Annotated in this window: 16 protein-coding genes and 1 pseudogene; 13 read left to right on the top strand and 4 right to left on the bottom strand. The window is 63.4% G+C overall.

The window, feature by feature from the left end; all coding sequences use genetic code 11:
- The first annotated feature begins 20 nt into the window (after positions 1–20).
- From HX851_RS16330 to HX851_RS16310, 5 genes and pseudogenes are all read left to right on the top strand, one after another.
- Positions 21–1,205: pseudogene (locus tag HX851_RS16330) on the top strand (GGDEF domain-containing protein).
- 207 nt (positions 1,206–1,412) lie between these two features.
- Complete coding sequence (locus HX851_RS16325; protein WP_177065669.1) at positions 1,413–2,789, top strand: pyridoxal-phosphate dependent enzyme; 1,377 nt, start codon at positions 1,413–1,415, stop codon at positions 2,787–2,789.
- Positions 2,786–3,964, top strand: coding sequence for a cystathionine gamma-synthase (locus HX851_RS16320; protein WP_177059553.1), 1,179 nt, complete (start codon positions 2,786–2,788; stop codon positions 3,962–3,964). The genes HX851_RS16325 and HX851_RS16320 overlap by 4 nt, the downstream gene beginning before the upstream one ends.
- Positions 3,965–4,068: 104 nt before the next feature.
- Positions 4,069–4,548, top strand: a complete 480-nt coding sequence (locus HX851_RS16315) for a VOC family protein (protein WP_177059555.1) — start codon at positions 4,069–4,071, stop codon at positions 4,546–4,548.
- A 220-nt stretch (positions 4,549–4,768) separates the two neighbouring features.
- Positions 4,769–5,836 (top strand): alpha/beta fold hydrolase, encoded by a 1,068-nt coding sequence (locus HX851_RS16310; RefSeq protein ID WP_177065672.1) that lies wholly within the window; start codon positions 4,769–4,771, stop codon positions 5,834–5,836.
- Between the two features lie 27 nt (positions 5,837–5,863).
- Here HX851_RS16310 and mobH read toward each other — a convergent pair whose 3' ends face one another.
- Positions 5,864–7,126, bottom strand: coding sequence for a MobH family relaxase (mobH, locus tag HX851_RS16305; RefSeq protein ID WP_177065680.1), 1,263 nt, complete (start codon positions 7,124–7,126; stop codon positions 5,864–5,866).
- A 190-nt stretch (positions 7,127–7,316) separates the two neighbouring features.
- Here mobH and chrA point away from each other — a divergent pair, with 190 nt between their 5' ends.
- A complete protein-coding gene (chrA, locus tag HX851_RS16300) occupies positions 7,317–8,675 on the top strand; it encodes a chromate efflux transporter (protein ID WP_177059566.1) in 1,359 nt (452 codons plus the stop codon).
- Here chrA and HX851_RS16295 read toward each other — a convergent pair.
- Together HX851_RS16295 and HX851_RS16290 are read right to left on the bottom strand one after the other, a co-directional pair.
- Complete coding sequence (locus tag HX851_RS16295; RefSeq protein ID WP_177059568.1) at positions 8,672–9,427, bottom strand: alpha/beta hydrolase family protein; 756 nt, start codon at positions 9,425–9,427, stop codon at positions 8,672–8,674. The genes chrA and HX851_RS16295 overlap by 4 nt on opposite strands.
- Positions 9,417–10,517, bottom strand: a complete 1,101-nt coding sequence (locus HX851_RS16290) for a DUF3182 family protein (RefSeq protein ID WP_177065682.1) — start codon at positions 10,515–10,517, stop codon at positions 9,417–9,419. The genes HX851_RS16295 and HX851_RS16290 overlap by 11 nt, the downstream gene beginning before the upstream one ends.
- A 199-nt stretch (positions 10,518–10,716) precedes the next feature.
- On the opposite strand from HX851_RS16290, the gene HX851_RS16285 reads away from it, so the two are divergent.
- Together HX851_RS16285 and clsB are read left to right on the top strand one after the other, a co-directional pair.
- On the top strand, positions 10,717–11,526 hold the full coding sequence (locus HX851_RS16285) for an endonuclease/exonuclease/phosphatase family protein (protein ID WP_177065690.1): 810 nt from the start codon (positions 10,717–10,719) through the stop codon (positions 11,524–11,526).
- The gene (gene clsB, locus HX851_RS16280; protein ID WP_177059574.1) at positions 11,523–12,722 is read left to right on the top strand and encodes a cardiolipin synthase ClsB; all 1,200 of its coding nucleotides are present in this window, start codon (positions 11,523–11,525) and stop codon (positions 12,720–12,722) included. Before HX851_RS16285 ends, clsB begins: the two co-directional genes overlap by 4 nt.
- Positions 12,723–12,839: 117 nt before the next feature.
- On the opposite strand, the gene HX851_RS16275 is transcribed toward clsB, so the two are convergent.
- A complete protein-coding gene (locus HX851_RS16275; RefSeq protein ID WP_177065692.1) occupies positions 12,840–14,411 on the bottom strand; it encodes an ATP-binding protein in 1,572 nt (523 codons plus the stop codon).
- Between the two features lie 145 nt (positions 14,412–14,556).
- On the opposite strand from HX851_RS16275, the gene pilL2 reads away from it, so the two are divergent.
- From pilL2 to HX851_RS16250, 5 genes are read left to right on the top strand one after another with little or no spacing between them, the layout of a single operon-like run.
- Positions 14,557–15,114: a PFGI-1 class ICE element type IV pilus protein PilL2 gene (pilL2, locus tag HX851_RS16270; protein ID WP_177065694.1), complete on the top strand. Its 558-nt coding sequence runs from the start codon at positions 14,557–14,559 to the stop codon at positions 15,112–15,114.
- On the top strand, positions 15,114–15,806 hold the full coding sequence (locus HX851_RS16265; protein WP_177059580.1) for a nucleotide exchange factor GrpE: 693 nt from the start codon (positions 15,114–15,116) through the stop codon (positions 15,804–15,806). The genes pilL2 and HX851_RS16265 overlap by 1 nt, the downstream gene beginning before the upstream one ends.
- Positions 15,807–15,816: 10 nt before the next feature.
- Positions 15,817–16,542, top strand: coding sequence for a TIGR03759 family integrating conjugative element protein (locus HX851_RS16260; RefSeq protein ID WP_177059582.1), 726 nt, complete (start codon positions 15,817–15,819; stop codon positions 16,540–16,542).
- On the top strand, positions 16,527–17,102 hold the full coding sequence (locus tag HX851_RS16255; RefSeq protein ID WP_439899224.1) for a lysozyme family protein: 576 nt from the start codon (positions 16,527–16,529) through the stop codon (positions 17,100–17,102). Before HX851_RS16260 ends, HX851_RS16255 begins: the two co-directional genes overlap by 16 nt.
- Positions 17,099–17,614, top strand: coding sequence for an integrating conjugative element protein (locus tag HX851_RS16250; protein ID WP_177059586.1), 516 nt, complete (start codon positions 17,099–17,101; stop codon positions 17,612–17,614). The genes HX851_RS16255 and HX851_RS16250 overlap by 4 nt, the downstream gene beginning before the upstream one ends.
- Position 17,615: the final 1 nt, after the last annotated feature.

The raw sequence follows: 17,615 nt of genomic DNA, 5'->3' as shown, positions 1-17,615 counted from the left end.
CAGACAGGCTGCTTCAGTATATGGCGCTCGACCCTCCCACATTGTTGACCCTCTCGATCGCCCTTGCCGCCGCCGCCGCGCTGTACCTGGCCATCGAATGGCGCAGCATTCGTGAACCCTCGCTGCTGTTCTGGAGCGCCGGGTTCGCCACGATCACCGTGGGCTCGACACTCGCCCTGCTGCGCAGCAGCGGCCTCCTGCTGATCGGTATCTGGTTCGCCAACGGCTTGCTGGTGACTGCCCACTGGTTTTTCCTGATGGGCGTTGCGCGCTTTACCGAGGCGCGGTTGTCCCGTGCCTGGTACCTGATCTTTGCTGCCTGGCTGGCGCTGTTGTTGCTGCCGGAAGAGCCGTCATGGTCGAAAGTCATGCTGCTGGTCAATTCGCTGCTGGTCGCCCTGTTGACGCTCAGGGCCAGCTTGCTGCTGCGCCCCCATGGCTGATCCTTGAGCGTGGGCGCGGTGCAGCTGCGCTATGTCCTGCTGGTCCATGGGCTGTTCTATCTCTCCAAGGCGATATCGGCGGTCATTCCGGGCACCCTGATCGATCTGGCCGCCTTCCGTGGCGAGATCATCCAGATTTCACTGGTCGAGGGCGCCATGGCGATCATGCTGATTGCGCTGTCGATGACCGGCACCGAGCGTTATCGACGGGAGAAGCGCATAGCGCGTCTGGCGGCCCGTGATCCGCTGACCGCGCTGTACAACCGCCGCGCCCTCGAAGTACGTGCACCGCGCCTGCTGGATGACGTCTCTGTGGCTCGCCCGGGCGCCTTGCTACTGATCGATATCGACAACTTCAAGCTGGTCAACGACCTCTACGGCCATACCGCGGGCGACCGGCTGCTGGTCACCTTGAGCGAGATGATTCTTTCCGTATTGCCCGACAATGCGCTGGCGGCGCGGTTGGGCGGTGACGAGTTCGTCATCCTGCTGGGCAACGCCTCGAATGAACACATCGTCGGGCTGGGCAACAGGCTGCGGGAACGATTCCACCAGACAGCCTCGCAGACCTTCGCCACGCCCGCAGCGGTGACCCTGAGCATTGGCGCCAACCTCTTCGACCAGCCGCCCGCCAGCCTGACGGCCCTGATCGAACAAAGCGACGCCGCGCTCTATGAGTCCAAGCGGGGCGGACGCGACAGCATCCGCCTGGTCGACCAGACGCTGGCAAGCGGCGGACTGCTGCGGGCAGAGACAGACTGACTCGCGTTCCGGCAAACAACGCCTGACTCGCTCGATCCGGACCCGCACCCTCCCCCCGATACGGGGGGCAGGCCCCGATGAATTTCCCCCCATCCGGTTGCAGCCCCGGCAATCGCGACCTATGTTCCAAGCGACAGATATTCTGCAACCAGCACCCCTCGCTTGCTGTCCATCCAGTACGCATTCCCCCCGAAACGAGGTGACTACATGCCGAACAACTCCCGCCCCGCCGTCCTCGAACTGATCGGCAATACGCCGCTGGTACGTGTAAGCCGCTTCGATACCGGTCCGTGCACGTTGTTCCTCAAGCTCGAATCCCAGAACCCCGGCGGCTCGATCAAGGATCGTATCGGCCTGGCGATGATCGATGCCGCCGAACGCGATGGCCGCCTGCGCCCCGGCGCGACCATTGTCGAAGCCACCGCCGGCAACACCGGCCTGGGCCTGGCGCTGGTCGGCCGGGCCAAGGGCTACCGGGTGGTGCTGGTGGTCCCGGACAAGATGTCCACCGAGAAGGTCCTGCACCTCAAGGCCATGGGCGCCGAGGTACATATCACCCGCTCCGATGTCGGCAAGGGGCATCCCGAGTATTACCAGGATGTCGCCGCGCGCCTGGCCAGGGAGATTCCCGATGCGTTCTTCGCCGACCAGTTCAACAACCCGGCCAACCCCCTGGCCCACGAAACCAGCACAGCCCCGGAAATCTGGGCGCAGACCCAGCACGATGTCGATGCCATTGTCGTCGGGGTCGGCTCGGCCGGCACCCTGACCGGACTGACCCGTTTCTTCAAGCGGGTGCAACCGGACCTGGCCATGGTACTGGCCGATCCGCTCGGTTCGGTGGTCGCCGAATACAGCCGCAACGGCACCGTCGGCACCGCGGGCTCCTGGGCCGTGGAAGGCATCGGCGAAGACTTCATTCCATCGATTGCCGACCTGTCCAGCGTGCGCCACGCCTATTCGATCAGCGATGAAGAGAGCTTCGACCATGCCCGCCAGTTGCTGCGCGCCGAAGGCATCCTCGGTGGCTCGTCCACCGGTACCCTGCTGGCTGCCGCGCTGCGCTACTGCCGCGAGCAGACCGAGCCCAGGCGGGTCGTGACCTTTGTCTGCGACACCGGCACCCGCTACCTGTCCAAGGTCTACAACGACCAGTGGATGAACGACCAGGGCCTGCTGCAGTACAAGCGCTACGGCGACCTGCGCGACCTGATCGCACGGCGCTTCGAGGATGGCCGGGTGATCAGCGTGGGCCCGGACGATACCCTGCTCACCGCCTTCCAGCGCATGCGCCTGGCGGATGTCTCGCAACTGCCGGTATTGGTGGACGGACAGCGGCTGGTAGGCGTAATAGATGAATCCGATATCCTGCTGGGCATGCACGCCGACGCGGCGCACTTTCGCCTGAGCGTGGCCAGTGTCATGACCGACAAGTTGCAAACCCTGGCCCCTGCCGCCAGCCTCGCCGAACTGCAGGCCGAGCTGGACCGCGGGCTGGTGGCAATCATTGCCGACGCGGCGGGCTTCCATGGCCTGATTACCCGCGTCGACCTGCTCAATCACTTACGGAGATCCCTTGCATGAGTCAACACGACAAGTCCGCCGCCCCCCGCGCCTTCGCTACCCGGGTCATCCATGCCGGGCAGTCGCCGGACCCGACCACCGGGGCGCTGATGCCGCCGATCTATGCCAACTCCACCTATCTGCAAGAAAGCCCTGGCGTGCACAAGGGCTTCGACTACGGGCGCTCCCACAACCCGACGCGCTTTGCCCTGGAACGCTGCGTGGCCGACCTCGAAGGTGGCAGCCAGGCCTTCGCCTTTGCCTCCGGCCTGGCAGCAATTTCCACCGTGCTCGAACTGCTCGATGCCGGTGCCCACGTGGTTTCCGGCAATGACCTCTACGGCGGCACCTTCCGCCTGTTCGACAAGGTGCGCCAGCGCAGCGCCGGGCATCGTTTCAGTTTTGTCGACCTGACCGACCTGAGTGCCTTCGAAGCGGCGTTGCAGGACGATACGCGGATGGTCTGGGTCGAAACGCCGAGCAACCCCCTGCTGAGCCTCACCGACCTGGCCGCCATCGCCCGCCTCTGCCGCGACCGCGGCATCCTCTGTGTCGCCGACAATACCTTTGCCAGCCCCTGGATCCAGCGTCCGCTGGAACTGGGTTTCGATATCGTGGTGCACTCGACGACCAAGTACCTGAACGGTCACTCGGATGTGATCGGCGGCATCGCGGTGGTCGGGCACAATGCCGAACTCGCCGAACGCCTGGGCTTCCTGCAGAACTCGGTGGGCGCCATTGCCGGGCCCTTTGATGCCTTCCTCACCCTGCGCGGGGTGAAGACCCTGTCGCTGCGCATGGAGCGCCATTGCAGCAACGCCCTGGAACTGGCGACCTGGCTGGAGCGCCAGCCACAGGTGGCGCGGGTCTATTACCCGGGCCTGGCGTCGCACCCGCAACATGAACTGGCACGCCGGCAGATGCGCGGCTTCGGCGGGATGATTTCCGTCGACCTGAAGAGCGACCTGGCCGGCGCCAGACGCTTCCTCGAAAGCGTGCAGATCTTCGCCCTGGCCGAAAGCCTCGGTGGTGTGGAGAGCCTGATCGAACACCCGGCGATCATGACCCACGCCACTATTCCGGCACAGACGCGCGCGCAACTCGGCATCGGCGACGCCCTGGTACGCCTGTCGGTGGGTGTCGAAGATGTCGAGGACCTGCGGGCAGACCTGGCGCAGGCACTGGCCCGGATCTGAGCCACGGGAGGCCGCCCTGTCCACAGGGCGGCTGTCGTAAAAACGGAACGATCAATCGTCGTCGACTAGACTTCACGAGTCAGCCCCTCTCGTGGAGAACCCGGATGATCAGCAAAAACACGATTTGCCTCTGGTACGACGGCACCGCCCTGGATGCCGCGACGTTCTACGCCAAGACCTTCCCGGACAGCGTGGTGAAAGCCGTCCACCGTGCCCCTGGCGACTATCCCGCCGGTAAACAGGGTGATGTCCTCACCGTCGAATTCACGGTGCTGGGTGTCCCGTGTCTCGGACTGAATGGCGGGCCGGCGTTCAAGCACAGCGAGGCGTTCTCGTTCCAGGTGGCCACCGACGACCAGGCCGAAACGGACCGTTTGTGGAACGCGATTGTCGGCAACGGTGGCCAGGAAAGTGCCTGCGGCTGGTGCAAGGACAAGTGGGGACTGTCATGGCAGATTACCCCTCGCGTGCTGACAGCAGCGGTCACCCACCCCGATCCCGCGACCGCCAAGCGTGCCTTCGACGCCATGATGGGCATGGGCAAGATCGACATCGCGGCGATCGAAGCGGCGCTGAAGGGTTGACCGAGACAACCAGGCGGCGATAGACGCCACGCCTCGATGAAAGCCCCCGACCCGGACAGGCCATTCTGTATCACAGTGTGTCTGAACGACCTTTCGATACCGAGGCTTTCATCCGGCCCTGGATTGGACACAGGCCAGATACGTCACCGCGTTCAAATGCAGGCAAGGTTTGAAGGGGTCGATCCGAACCCCTGGCCAAGGCTTGCACGGAGACGTCACCATGAAGATGGCATTGCACAACCACAAGACCGATAAAGCCCGCCGCCGTCTGGCCGGCTCATCGATCCTCGCCCTCGCCCTGTTCGGCACGTTCGGCGTGGCCCACGCACAAACGACCAGCGCCGCCCAACCGGCCGCGACCAGCGCCGGCAGCACTTATGCCGCACCCTCGCCCTTCGGCCCGCTGAAACACGTTAACGCCGGGCTGCTGGACGTGGCCTACGCCGAGACGGGCCCGACCAATGGCCCGGTGGTGATCCTCCTGCATGGCTGGCCCTATGACATCCACAGCTATGACGACGTCGCGCCCTTGCTGGCGGCAAAGGGCTATCGGGTGCTGATGCCGTACGCCCGTGGTTATGGCGACACCCATTTCCTCTCCGACAAGACCCTGCGCAACGGCCAGCCCGCCGCGCTGGCCAGCGACGTCATCGATTTCATGGATGCACTGAAGATCAAGCAGGCGGTGCTCGGCGGTTATGACTGGGGTGCACGCTCGGCCGATATCGTCTCGGCGCTGTGGCCGGAGCGGGTCAAGGCGCTGGTTTCGGTCAGTGGCTACCTGATCGGCAACCAGGCGGCCGGCAAGAACCCGCTGCCACCCAAGGCCGAGCTGCAATGGTGGTATCAGTTCTACTTCGCCACCGACCGCGGTCGTGCCGGCTACGAGAAAAACACCCACGACTTCGCCAAGTTGATCTGGCAACTGGCTTCGCCGAAATGGGCGTTCGATGACGCCACCTACGATCGCAGCGCCAAGGCCCTGGACAACCCCGACCATGTCGATATCACGATCTTCAACTACCGCTGGCGCCTGGGTCTGGTCCAGGGCGAGAGCCGCTACGACGCCCTGGAGCAGAAACTGGCCACGGCACCGTCCATCAGCGTGCCGACCATCACCCTCGAAGGCGATGCCAACGGCGCCCCGCACCCGGCCCCCGAGGATTACGCCAAGCGTTTCACCGGCAAATACGAGTTCCGCCTGATCAGCGGCGGCATCGGTCACAATCTGCCGCAGGAAGCGCCGGAAGCGTTTGCCAAGGCGGTGATCGACGCGGATCACCTTTGAGACGAAGGCGGTCCGCTGCAGCCACCATCAGTCTTCACTGCGACCAGGCCGGACGGCTCCCATGCCGTCCGGTTTCGCGACAGATGGCGGCTCTCTCAACGATAGACAAGGGTTGTCTTGCGGCAATTCGCTGAACAATCGCAAGGGATCGATCAGCAGGTAACCGTTGAGGCGCCTGGTCCTGCGCGGATCCTTCATCTCGCAGGTCCAGATATTCAGGCCATCGGCTCTCTTGCGATGCGACTCCAGCCGTTCGAAACAACGCTGGACCCATTGCCAGTCACCGCTGTCCTGCGCCTTGGCTATCCGCGCGATATCGGGGTGTTCCCGGGCATAGCGCTGGAAAATCTTCGGCGTCACCAGCAAGGCCGTGCTGGCCACGCCGTGGACCTTGGCGTTGGCCTCGTTGACGGCAATCGCGCCGCTCTGCACACCCTGGCGAAGCCATGTCATGAAAGATTGCCCCAGGTCACCGTCGCTCATTCGCTCATCTGCCGAATCCAGGCCCGGCAAAAGCCCCTGCTGCGCCACAGGCCCCGGTACCGCCAGCATTCGCGCAGGCATCACCGCCTGCTCCAGGGCGAGTGAAGCCTGGTCAGCCTGGGCGAGCACCTCGGCGAGAACACCGGCCTGTTCGTAGTGCCCGCTCAGGGCATGGATCAGCGCGGCCAGGGGTTCAGGATAGGCACTCAACCAATCGAGGATCGAGGCAGGCAGCAACTGCGCATACAGCAGCCCGGTCGCCGCACCTGGCAGCGTATGCGAGGGCGTCTGCGAATACCTGAAACGGTACTCACGCCTGATGGAACCATGCCAGGGGTGCCATACCGATCCATCCGCCAGATGCACCTCCATGTCGATGAAGATCCTGCCGATGCCGTGCAGCAGCGCCGCATAGGCGATGGTGGCGCTCCAGGCTTCGGCTTGCAGCGCCTGGGTTTCAGGATCGGCCCCCACCGGCAGCAAATGTGACTGGCGGATTTTCAGGGCATAGGCCACGGACTCCAGCGCATGATCGAGCATCCCACCCAGGTAGGCATGGTGCCGGCTTTCCGAGGCCGGCAGTTGTTGCACCAGTTCGGCATAGCGCTCGATGGGGCGCAGGTAGAGGTCGGCAAACTGGTTGCGCGACAACGAGGTACGCTGCCAGATGTGCTCCAGCAACTGGCGTCGGCGCGGCGTCGACAACAGCTCGGCGGCCGACTTTGGCAGAAGGTAGCCGAGGTTGGAAACCGCCCTGGGAGTGGCTGCGTGATCAGCCGCCTTTTTCAATTTCGATCGCCAGAACATTCGGCGGGTTATCCCTAACTGGAGGACCAACCCGTCTTTTGCCCCTTGGAGGCGCTGGATTCCAGGGAGAAACAGGTCCCCACCCGCACTGTTTTTTACGCTCCACTCCCTGTACAACTGCCGGGTACCGATGCTGCCGGCAGCATCTTCGACAGCCTGCCTGGCGGGTTTGTAAAAGGGGAACAACCCAATGGACAAGGCTTTCGTACCTGCGATTGAAGAGAACCTGCCGAGGCCAGGAGCGGTCAGTTTGCGCGAGGCGTTCGGGTTCTGGTTGAAGCTTGGTTTCATCAGCTTCGGCGGACCGGCGGGACAGATTTCGATCATGCACCAGGAGCTGGTGGAGCGACGGCGCTGGATCTCCGAGCGACGCTTTTTGCATGCCCTCAACTACTGCATGTTGCTCCCGGGTCCGGAAGCTCAGCAATTGGCAACCTACATCGGCTGGTTGATGCACCGGACATGGGGAGGCGTGATTGCCGGGGCGCTGTTTGTGCTGCCTTCATTATTCATCCTGATCGCATTGTCCTGGATGTACATCGCCTTTGGTGAGGTGCCCGTCGTGGCCGGGCTCTTCTATGGGATCAAGCCCGCCGTGACGGCCATCGTGGTGCAGGCAGCCCATCGGATCGGTTCCCGGGCCCTGAAGAACAAGTGGTTGTGGGCGATAGCCGCCGCTTCATTTACCGCGATCTTTGCGTTCAACGTACCATTTCCACTGATTGTCCTGGGTGCAGCCCTGATCGGCTATGCAGGCGGTCGCCTGGCTCCCGAAAAATTCAGGACTGGTGGCCATGGCGCTGCCAGAAAATACTTCGGCCCGGCCTTGATCGATGACGACACCCCGTCCCCGGAGCACGCCCGGTTCAGTTGGTTGAAACTGGGATCGCTGGTATTGATCGGCGCCGCGCTATGGGCGTTGCCAATGTGCGTCCTGACCGCCCTGTACGGCTGGGAAGGCACCCTGACCCAGATGGGCTGGTTCTTCACCAAGGCCGCACTGCTGACCTTTGGCGGCGCTTACGCCGTGCTCCCCTATGTCTACCAGGGCGCGGTCGGTCACCATGGCTGGCTGACACCCACACAGATGATCGACGGACTGGCCCTGGGTGAAACCACGCCCGGACCACTGATCATGGTGGTGGCCTTCGTGGGTTTTGTCGGCGCCTATGTCTTGCAAGTGTTCGGCGCGGATCACGTATTCCTGGCCGGGGCGGTGGCCGCTACGCTGGTGACCTGGTTCACCTTCCTGCCCTCGTTCCTGTTCATCCTCGCGGGCGGCCCCCTGGTGGAGTCGACCCACAACGAACTCAAATTCACCGCACCGCTCACCGCGATTACGGCAGCAGTGGTCGGTGTGATTCTCAACCTGGCGTGCTTCTTTGGTTACCACGTGCTCTGGCCCAAGGGCTTCAGCGGCAATCTCGACTGGCCCTCTGCACTGATCGCCATCGCGGCGGCGATTGCCCTGTTCCGCTTCAAGCGGGGTGTCATTCAGGTGCTGCTGGCCTGTGCGCTCATTGGCCTGGCGGTGCATGTGCTGCGCTAGGGTAGCCGATTGATACTCAAGCGCTCGCCTACCACCATCTCCGTAATCCAGTCGACCAGGATCGAAGTGTAGGCCTCCTGGGCCACTTCGTCGCTCAAGCCATGGTCCGCATCGTCAATGATTCTATGGGTAAGGGAATGGGTCTGCTGAAACGCGGCACGGTAGCTCATGATCGTTGCGTGGGGCACATGTTCATCGTGCTCCGACTCGACCATCAAGACATCACCACGAAACGCCGCACAGGCACGCAACGCTCGATTGTCACTGGCATTGATATGGCTGGAGCGGTACTGCATCAGGTCGTTGCGATCGAGCTGACGCTTGGCCATTTGCCAGTTTTCATCACGATAGATCGCCGGCACCCGCAAGGCCAGCCAGCGGACCCTGCGTAGCTGACTCAGGATAGTCGCAAGGTAACCACCATAGCTGGTCCCCACTACCGCCACGGCGGAGGTGTCGAGAGCAGGATGCGAGAGCAGATGGTCATAGGCAGCCACCAGGTCACGCAGGTTGTCTTCGCGGGTGACAAAGGCCTGTCGACTGTCTTCGGCACCATGACCGCGCAGGTCGAACGTCAGGCAGACACAGCCAAGCCCGGCGATGCCTCGGGCGCGATTGAGGTCACGCTCCTGGCTGCCTCCCCAGCCATGTACAAACAGGACACCCGGGACCTTGGCCCTGGGACTGAGCAGGTTACCCACGATGCGGTCTTCCTCGACATTGATCCAGACCGCTTCACCGTTAGCTGTCATAAGCATCGATCCGCGCATATTTGAGAAGACAGTCACCGTGGCGATCATGGCCACGATAGAGTACCCGCGCCTCTTGCGGCAAAGTCTGTTCGGTGTGGATTTCATGGGTGGAAGCACGGACCGCGCTCATCCGCGGCCATTCGCGAAAGGCTTGCAGCGCGGCCAGTTCAGCCCCCGTTGCACCGCCGACACGCCAGGATTGTTCGAGCACACCGACCGTGGGCTGACCGTCGCCGGCCAGGCCCTGCACCACATCATAGTTGCGCCGCGAGGCGAAGAAGCCGGGAAAGCTCAACGCCGCTGCTGTGTCGTAAGTCCGTGCATACTCGATGGCCCGGCGCACGTCTGGTGTCAGTTCACGGGCCAGCAGTTCGATATAGTCACCCCGTACCAACAACAGGTCGGAGCCTGCGTAGACACATTCGCCGCGGGTGTTGCGGGTCTGGCTCTGCCGGCCGTGATACGTCATCAGCAGGCCATCGATCAGGGTCTGACCCACACTATGGGTGATCGCCTGTTCGAGATTTTCCTCCAGCACTATGCCCTTGGCACATACCGCCGCATCCAGATCATCCAGCCATTGCATGAGGTCTTGCGCAGTACGCAAGACTGCCTGGCCGGTACCGCCGCAGGCTTCGACCTGCTTGACCCGTAGCGCGCCTCGCCGCAAGCCTTCGGTGGCGGCACGCCGGGCATCGTTGTGGTCGAACACCGTCACCCCCGCCAGCACGACATCCCTGACCCGCTCGCCGAATTGCGGGTTCCATCCTTCCGGCCGTGCCCGCGCATCGGCTATCAGCGGATGGGAAATAGCCTTGGTGGCGATGAATGCGTGTTGAACGTAGCCGCCGAGCAAGTCGTCGACACCGCTGATGCCGAGTTCGTCTAGCTCCTCGCCGACCAGCGTTTGCGTGGGAACGAAATACAACGCTGGCATCGGGTTGGAATCGTTGCACCCGGTATCGGCGAACGGCCAACCGAGGATTTCGGCCAGCCAGCGGGCCAATGCGCGGTTGGTCTCGAGTTCGTGATGAAGTGCTCCGACGTTACCGTGGGCCACCACACATTTTTGCATCGGCTGCGCGGGCATGGGCTCGACTCCCTTCTCGTGACCAGTAGAACAGCCGACCGGCGCTATCCGCCAATAGTTCGCCAGGACCGATCAGCGGTTTCAGGCAACCTTGCAGTGTTATCCGCTCCGGCAGCCATTCGTCACTCACCTTGAACTCCGTCGAAGGCCCTTCGGTCGCACCTGTATCGATTGATGGCACAGCTGAATCGGAGGAGTCATGACCAGCAACGGCACGACCGGGAGCTGCGCCCTGCCGGACCTCGCCGACATCACCCGGCAAGCCACCACGGTGCAGCGGTTCACGGTACTCACTCTCAATCTGCACAAGGGCTTCACGCCGCTCAACCGGCGATTCATCCTGCCCGAATTGCGCGATGCCGTGCGTACCACCGGTGCCGACCTGGTGTTTCTCCAGGAAGTGCATGGCCGCCAGACCCGGCATGCCAGCCGTCACCCGGCCTGGCCGTCGCTGCCGCAGTACGAATTTCTCGCCGACACCATGTGGCCGGAGTTCGCCTACGGGCGCAACGCGGTCTATCCCGATGGCGACCATGGCAATGCCCTTCTCTCGAAATTTCCGATCCAGGCCTATGACAACCTCGATGTATCGGTCCATGGCAACGAGCGGCGTGGCCTGCTGCATTGCCGCCTGGATATGCCGGGCCATGAACAGGTGCATGCCATTTGTGTCCACCTGGGATTACGCGAAGCCCATCGCCAGCGCCAGATCGATCTGCTGCTCGACCACCTGGACAGCTTGCCACCCGCGGCGTCGGTGATCATTGCCGGCGACTTCAACGACTGGCGTCGACGTGCCGATACCCGCCTTGCCGCGCAGTCGCTGATCGAAGCGTTCTCCCACACCCGCGGCGCCCCGGCCCGCAGCTTCCCCGCGCGCCTGCCCCTGTTACGCCTTGATCGCATCTACCTGCGCAATGCCCTGCCAGGCACGGCCAGCGTGCTGTCCGCGTGGCCATGGTCACATTTGTCGGACCACGCGCCCCTCGCCGTCGAGGTGCTGCTGTGAACGGTGCCTGGGAGGACGGCAACAACGTGCGGTTGCTGATCAACGGTGAGGACTACTACGAGCGGGTATTCGCGGGCATTCGCCTGGCGCGGCGGGAGGTGTTACTGGAAACCTTCATCATCTTCGACGACAAGGTCGGGCGAGCGTTGCAGCAGGCGCTGATAGAGGCCGCGCGGCGCGGCGTAAGGGTCGAAGTCGCGGTAGATGGCTATGGCACCGCCGACCTGCCGGAGGCCTTCATCCACGCCATGACCGCCGAGGGAGTCAGAGTGCACATCTTCGACCCCCGACCCAGGCTGATTGGCCTGCGCACCAATCTGTTCCGTCGCCTGCACCGCAAGATCGTGGTCATTGATGGTCGGCGCGCCTTTATCGGCGGGCTCAATTACAGCGCCGACCATCTGATGGACTCCGGCCCCATGGCCAAACAGGACTATGCCGTGGAAGTCACCGGCCCCGTGATCAGGCAGGTACACGATTCGAGCCGACGCCTGCTGGCCACGGTATCGGACCCGCCGAGCCGGATACCGTCCACCCCCATGCCCACCGGCCAGGCCCGGGCCATGCTGCTCGAACGCGACAACCTGCACCATACCCATGACATCGAAGCCCATTACCTCGCCGCGTTTCAGGTTGCCCACACGCGGCTGGTGGTGGCCAATGCCTATTTTTTCCCCGGCTATCGACTCCTGCGCGCATTGCGCAACGCCGCCAGACGCGGTGTCGACGTCACGCTGATTCTGCAGGGACAACCGGACATGCGCTGGGTAAGCGCCTTTTCCAGGCTGTTGTACAACTACCTGCTGCGCGACGGCGTGAAGATCTTTGAATACTGCCAACGTCCATTGCATGGAAAAGTGGCGTTGATGGATGACGAATGGGCCACGGTGGGTTCCAGCAATCTTGACCCGCTGAGCCTGGCACTGAACCTGGAAGCCAATCTGTTCATCCGCGATGCGGCCTTTACCGAAAACCTGCACAGACACCTGTCCGAACTGGCCGGGCAGCACTGCAAGCGCATCACCTTGCAGCGCATGATCCACGGCTACTGGTGGCGGGCACCGTTGATCTTCCTGTGCTTCCACTGCACACGGTATTTTCCGACTATCGCCGGTTGGCTGCCCGCGCACCGCCAGGTCTTGCACCCATGGGCGCCGAACGAGCAAGGCAACTGCATCCACAAGGGTAACAGCTGATGAACCATCAGGTCTGGAGGACACGGAGTTGCAGGTCGGGCTCGGCGCCAGCAACTGGGCGAAGGCAATGCGCCAGCAATACCGGGAAATGCCACGCTAGTGACACTCCGATCCGCTTCAAGCCTCCGGAGCCGAAAGATCGGCAGTGGGTGGCGCGTCCCTGGACACGGCCTGCGCCAGGGCCTCCTGCAGTTGCGATTGGTTATAGGGCTTGAGGATCCGCGGCAGTTGCACGGCCATGCCCTCAAGGTGCTGGGCATAGCCGGTGGCAAGAATGATCGGCAGCGCGGGATACAGCTTGCGGACGGCCTCGGCCAGTTGCGCGCCATCCATCTGCGGCATGGCCATGTCGGTGATCATCAGGTCGATATCCGGGTGCAGCCCGAAGCATTGCAGCGCCTGGACGCCGGAAACCGCACAGATCACCCGGTGGCCGAGATCTTCCAGCAGCATCATGGTGCTGTTGAGGACCAGGCTGTCATCGTCGACCACCAGGACCGTCAGCGCCTTGAACACTGGCCCGTGGTTTTTCTCAGGTGGCAACGGCAACCGCGTGACGCCATCGGTCGCCACCGGCAACCAGAGTTCGGCGGTGGTGCCCTGGCCCTTGCTGCTCTTGAGTACCAGCCGCCCGCCCAGTTGCTCCGCCAGGCCGTGGACCATCGACAGTCCCAGGCCGGTGCCCTTGCCCACGCCCTTGGTAGTGAAGAATGGATCGGCCGCGTAGGCCAGGGTCTGCTCGTCCATGCCTTCGCCATCGTCGATCACCGACAGGCAGACATAGTCATCGTGGGGCAGCGTGCCGGTCCTGCCGTGGACCTCGGCATTGATCCGGACAGTGCCACCCGCTGGCATCGCATCGCGGGAATTGCTCACCAGGTTGAGCAATGCCAGCTCCAACTGGTTGATGTCGGCCTGCACCTCTGGCAGCGCCTCGGGCAGTTGGGCCAGAACAGCTACCTGTGGTCCCACCGAACTGCATAACAGCTCGATCAGATTGGCGACCAGTTGCGGCAGGTGCACCGCCTCGGTCTTGAGCTCTTGGCGCCGGGCGAAGGCCAGCATGCGCTGGGTCAGCGAAACCCCGCGCGCGGTGCCAAGCAATGCGTTGTCCACCAGCCGCGAGAGTTTCGGGTCGCCGTCGACACGCTTGTGCAGCAGTTCGAGATTGCCCTGGATAACGGTCAGCAAGTTGTTGAAATCATGGGCGATACCGCCACTGAGTTGCCCGATGGCCTGAAGTTTTTGTGACTGGAACAGCGCCTCGCGCGCCAGTTCCAGCTTTTTTTGCGCCTCGACCGACTCAGTGATATCACGGGTGATCTTGGCAAAGCCGATAATCTCGCCGGTGTCGGAGCGGATCGGGTCGAGGATCACATGGGCCAGGAAACACGATCCGTCCTTGCGTACCCGCCAGCCCTGCTTCTCGAATCGTCCTTCGCTCGCGGCGACATCCAGGGCACGGCGGGGCTCTTCATTGAGACGATCCTGCTCGGTGTAGAACATCGAGAAATTCCTGCCGATGACTTCCTCCGGCGAATACCCCTTGATGCGCTGTGCACCGAGATTCCAGCTGCTGACCCGCCCTTCGAGGTCAAGCATGTAGATGGCATAGTCGATCACTGCATCGACCAACAGACGGAAAAGGTCATCATCGAACTCGTTTCGAAATGCAGGCTGATCGTACATGGGGGGCTCCGCCGTTATTTCCCACTACATTATACCGAACGGTGGCGATCCCCGATAAAAAGCCTTCGCCTGCGATCCAGTTTCCTTGCGGTGCCCGCCGCCTTGATTTGCCACCGTGTCCTTATCACTGCGTGAGGACATCTGGATGTTTTGCTTTCCTACCCGGCCCCTGGCCGTCGCTGTAACACTCACTTTCCCGCTGACCACCGTGCTGTCGGGCTGTGCATCGCCAGGGGTCCTGGATGCGCCGCCCGCACCGGAGGCGTCCCAGACCCGGGTGCTGCGGCCTGAAGGTACGGGTTTGTTGCGTGTCGGCCGTTATACCCTGGCCGACACGACACCACGCAGCGATCAGCTGGACCTGCTGAGCCAGGTGATCGATATCCGCCTGCCGGTAGGCGTGAACCCGACTGTCCGGGAAGCCATGGGCTATGTGCTGCGTCAGTCGGGATATGGGTTGTGCCCGGCCGGGGCAAGCGGCGATGTGCAGGTGCTGTATGCCCATCCGTTACCCGCCGCGCACCATCAACTGGGCCCTATCACCCTGCGCAATGCCCTGTTGGCATTGGCTGGCCCGGCCTGGCAACTGGAGGTCGACGAGTACGCCCGCCGAATCTGCTTTGTCGCGCGACAGGGAGGCCTGGAACGCTTGCCGACAAGCACATTGCCCTTGTCCGCGGCATTGCCGGAGGGAGGCCGATAATGGAACGTCCTTGCCGAAATACACTTGTCCAAGGCGCGACCCTGGTCCTGCTGGCGGGCATCGCGCTGTACCTGGGCGGCAAGCTCTCGACGCTATCGACAGAAGTGCATTCGCGCCCTTCGGCCGATCATCTGGAAAACCTGCAGCAGCAACTGCAAAAGGCCGACGCCGAGCTGGAGACGTTGCAGCATTCGAGCGCTGCGCTCCAGGCAGAGTTCCGGCGCTCCGAACAGGGTATCTTCAAGCGCTTCACGGCACTTGAGACGAGCAGTCGCTCCATCGACACCCTGGCTTCGGGCCTGGCCGCGCTCGGCGCACGGGTGGAAAACAGCGAGGGCACGCTGCTGACGTTCAAGGCTCGCCTGGAAAACCGCAATGCCGCTGCCGATCCCGCCATCGCCACGGCGTCAATGGCACCCTCGGGTGCCGGGCCCGGCTCCACATCGAAGGTCAAGGCACAGGCGAAAAAGCACAGCGCAGCCGCGCAACCGCCCTTCACGGTCATGGGCCTTGAATCACGCGCAGGCGAGTCATTCCTGGCGGTGGCATCCACGGCGCAGCCACGGCTTGCCGACATCGAGCTGCTGCGGCCGGGCATGACGTTCTCCGGCTGGCGCTTGAATGCCCTGGAATCAGGCAAAGCCCAGTGGGCCAGGCCTGACGGCACGTCCCTGTCCGTCTCGACCCAATGAGGGCTACAGCATGAATATGAAGATTTTCCGGACCGTATTGAGCACTGCCTGCCTGCTGCCAGCCGTGACACAGGCCGAAACACGGGTGCAGCAGGCCGTCGAAAACCATCGCCACCAGCAAAGCCAGGTTCGCCAGCAAGAACTGGAGCGAGCCGCCGACTGGGGACTCAGACAGGAGGAATGGCAGCGTTACCGGCGCGTGATGGAGGGCCCGCTGGGCATCTACTCGCCCAACCTCGACCCGCTGACCGCGCTGGGCATCGAGGCGCGGGACAGCGCTGAACAGCAGCGCTACGCCGAGCTGCAGGTACAGGCGGAAGTCGCCCGGGTGCAGAAGCTGATGGCGTACCAGAACGCCTACGACCAGGCCTACAAGCGTCTTTACCCCGAGCAACTGCCCGTCAACCTGATCGGCACCCACCCGCCGCCAATGATGTCGACGGTGGTGCCGGCGGGAAGACTCGCGGTGTTCGTCACCACGGACTGTCGGGGCTGCGTCGAACAGGTCCGCCAGCTCCAACGAGACAAGCAAGGTTTCGACCTGTATCTGGTCGGCAGCCAGGGCAATGACGAGCTTATCCGCGACTGGGCGAGAAAGGCCGGGATTGAACCGCACAAGGTGCGTCAACGGGAAATCACCCTCAATCATGATGACGGACACTGGCAACACCAGGGCGACAAGGGCACCTTTCCGGCCATCATGCAGGCCGACAATGGCCGATGGCAGCGGCGATGAACCCTGGCCGCCTGTTGGTGCTCGGCACCCTGCTGGGTGGTTGCCTGCTGGCGCTGCCGGTGATCGCTGCGTCGTTGCCGCCCCTGGCTTACCGTTGGGCCACCCAAGGCACGCCGGTGCCGCCCCAGGTGCTGTACGCCCTGGCCCTGCAGGAAAGCGGAACCTTGCTTCGCGGCCGGCTGCGGCCCTGGCCCTGGACCCTGAATGTCGCCGGCCTGCCCTACCGCTACGCCGATCGACAGTCTGCCTGCAACGCCCTGCTGCTGGCCATCGAGCAAGTCGGCGCGAAGCGGGTCGATGCCGGCCTGGGGCAGATCAACCTGGGCTGGAACGGCGAGCATTTCGCCCATCCCTGCCAGGCCCTGGATCCCTACCGCAACCTCAGCGTCGCCGCCGGGCTGCTGCTCGAACACAAGACCCCCGAGGTCGACTGGGTAACGGCAGCGGGCCGCTATCACCGCCCCGTCGGCGGTGCGCCCGCCGAACGCTACCGCAAAGCCTTTGCCCACCACCTCGCCCGCGTCACCCACGGGCCCGTTCAAGGAAGACACACCCGATGAAATTTTCCCGTCTGGCGAGCGCCCTGGCGCTGTTGCTGGTCCATGGCGCGCAGGCCGAACTGACGGTTGTCGAAGACCTGGGCGCAGACTCTGCCCTGGCCTATTACCGCTCACTCAACCCAGCGCCGCCCACCCCATCGGCGCAGGCGATGCCCCTGCCACCCGTTCGCCTAAAGGCCTACGGCGAAACGGACATGCTCCCCGTGCGGTCCGAGTCCCTGAGTCCCGGGCATATCACCCCTCGCGTGCACCATGTACCCGGATTGCAACCGGTGTTCCTGATCGGCGATGACGACCTGTCACGGCGCTGGTTGCAACAGCGGGCGGCACTGCTGCGCGATCTCGGCGCCGTCGGCCTGGTGGTCGATGTGCAGCGGCTACAGGCACTCGCCGAACTACGCCAGCTGGGTACGGGGCTGAATATGCTACCGGCCGCGGCGGATGACCTGGCACGACGGCTGGGTCTTGCACACTACCCCGTGCTGGTGACCGCCACCGGCATCGAGCAGTAGC

This window comes from Pseudomonas gingeri (assembly GCF_013385635.1).
Lineage (GTDB): Bacteria > Pseudomonadota > Gammaproteobacteria > Pseudomonadales > Pseudomonadaceae > Aquipseudomonas > Aquipseudomonas gingeri_A.
Note: the sequence above shows the minus strand (reverse complement) of the source record. Positions and strands in the feature narration are given on the sequence as shown.

Bases quoted from the DNA above. Each gene is read 5' to 3' on its own strand.
- HX851_RS16325 (WP_177065669.1), top strand. From the start codon at position 1,413: ATGCCGAACAACTCCCGCCCCGCCGTCCTCGAACTGATCGGCAATACG.
- HX851_RS16290 (WP_177065682.1), bottom strand. From the start codon at position 10,517: ATGCCCGCGCAGCCGATGCAAAAATGTGTGGTGGCCCACGGTAACGTC.
- HX851_RS16265 (WP_177059580.1), top strand. From the start codon at position 15,114: ATGGAACGTCCTTGCCGAAATACACTTGTCCAAGGCGCGACCCTGGTC.
- HX851_RS16285 (WP_177065690.1), top strand. From the start codon at position 10,717: ATGACCAGCAACGGCACGACCGGGAGCTGCGCCCTGCCGGACCTCGCC.
- mobH (WP_177065680.1), bottom strand. From the start codon at position 7,126: ATGTTCTGGCGATCGAAATTGAAAAAGGCGGCTGATCACGCAGCCACT.
- HX851_RS16275 (WP_177065692.1), bottom strand. From the start codon at position 14,411: ATGTACGATCAGCCTGCATTTCGAAACGAGTTCGATGATGACCTTTTC.
- HX851_RS16295 (WP_177059568.1), bottom strand. From the start codon at position 9,427: ATGACAGCTAACGGTGAAGCGGTCTGGATCAATGTCGAGGAAGACCGC.
- HX851_RS16315 (WP_177059555.1), top strand. From the start codon at position 4,069: ATGATCAGCAAAAACACGATTTGCCTCTGGTACGACGGCACCGCCCTG.
- HX851_RS16250 (WP_177059586.1), top strand. From the start codon at position 17,099: ATGAAATTTTCCCGTCTGGCGAGCGCCCTGGCGCTGTTGCTGGTCCAT.
- pilL2 (WP_177065694.1), top strand. From the start codon at position 14,557: ATGTTTTGCTTTCCTACCCGGCCCCTGGCCGTCGCTGTAACACTCACT.
- HX851_RS16255 (WP_439899224.1), top strand. From the start codon at position 16,527: ATGGCAGCGGCGATGAACCCTGGCCGCCTGTTGGTGCTCGGCACCCTG.
- chrA (WP_177059566.1), top strand. From the start codon at position 7,317: ATGGACAAGGCTTTCGTACCTGCGATTGAAGAGAACCTGCCGAGGCCA.
- HX851_RS16320 (WP_177059553.1), top strand. From the start codon at position 2,786: ATGAGTCAACACGACAAGTCCGCCGCCCCCCGCGCCTTCGCTACCCGG.
- HX851_RS16260 (WP_177059582.1), top strand. From the start codon at position 15,817: ATGAATATGAAGATTTTCCGGACCGTATTGAGCACTGCCTGCCTGCTG.
- HX851_RS16310 (WP_177065672.1), top strand. From the start codon at position 4,769: ATGAAGATGGCATTGCACAACCACAAGACCGATAAAGCCCGCCGCCGT.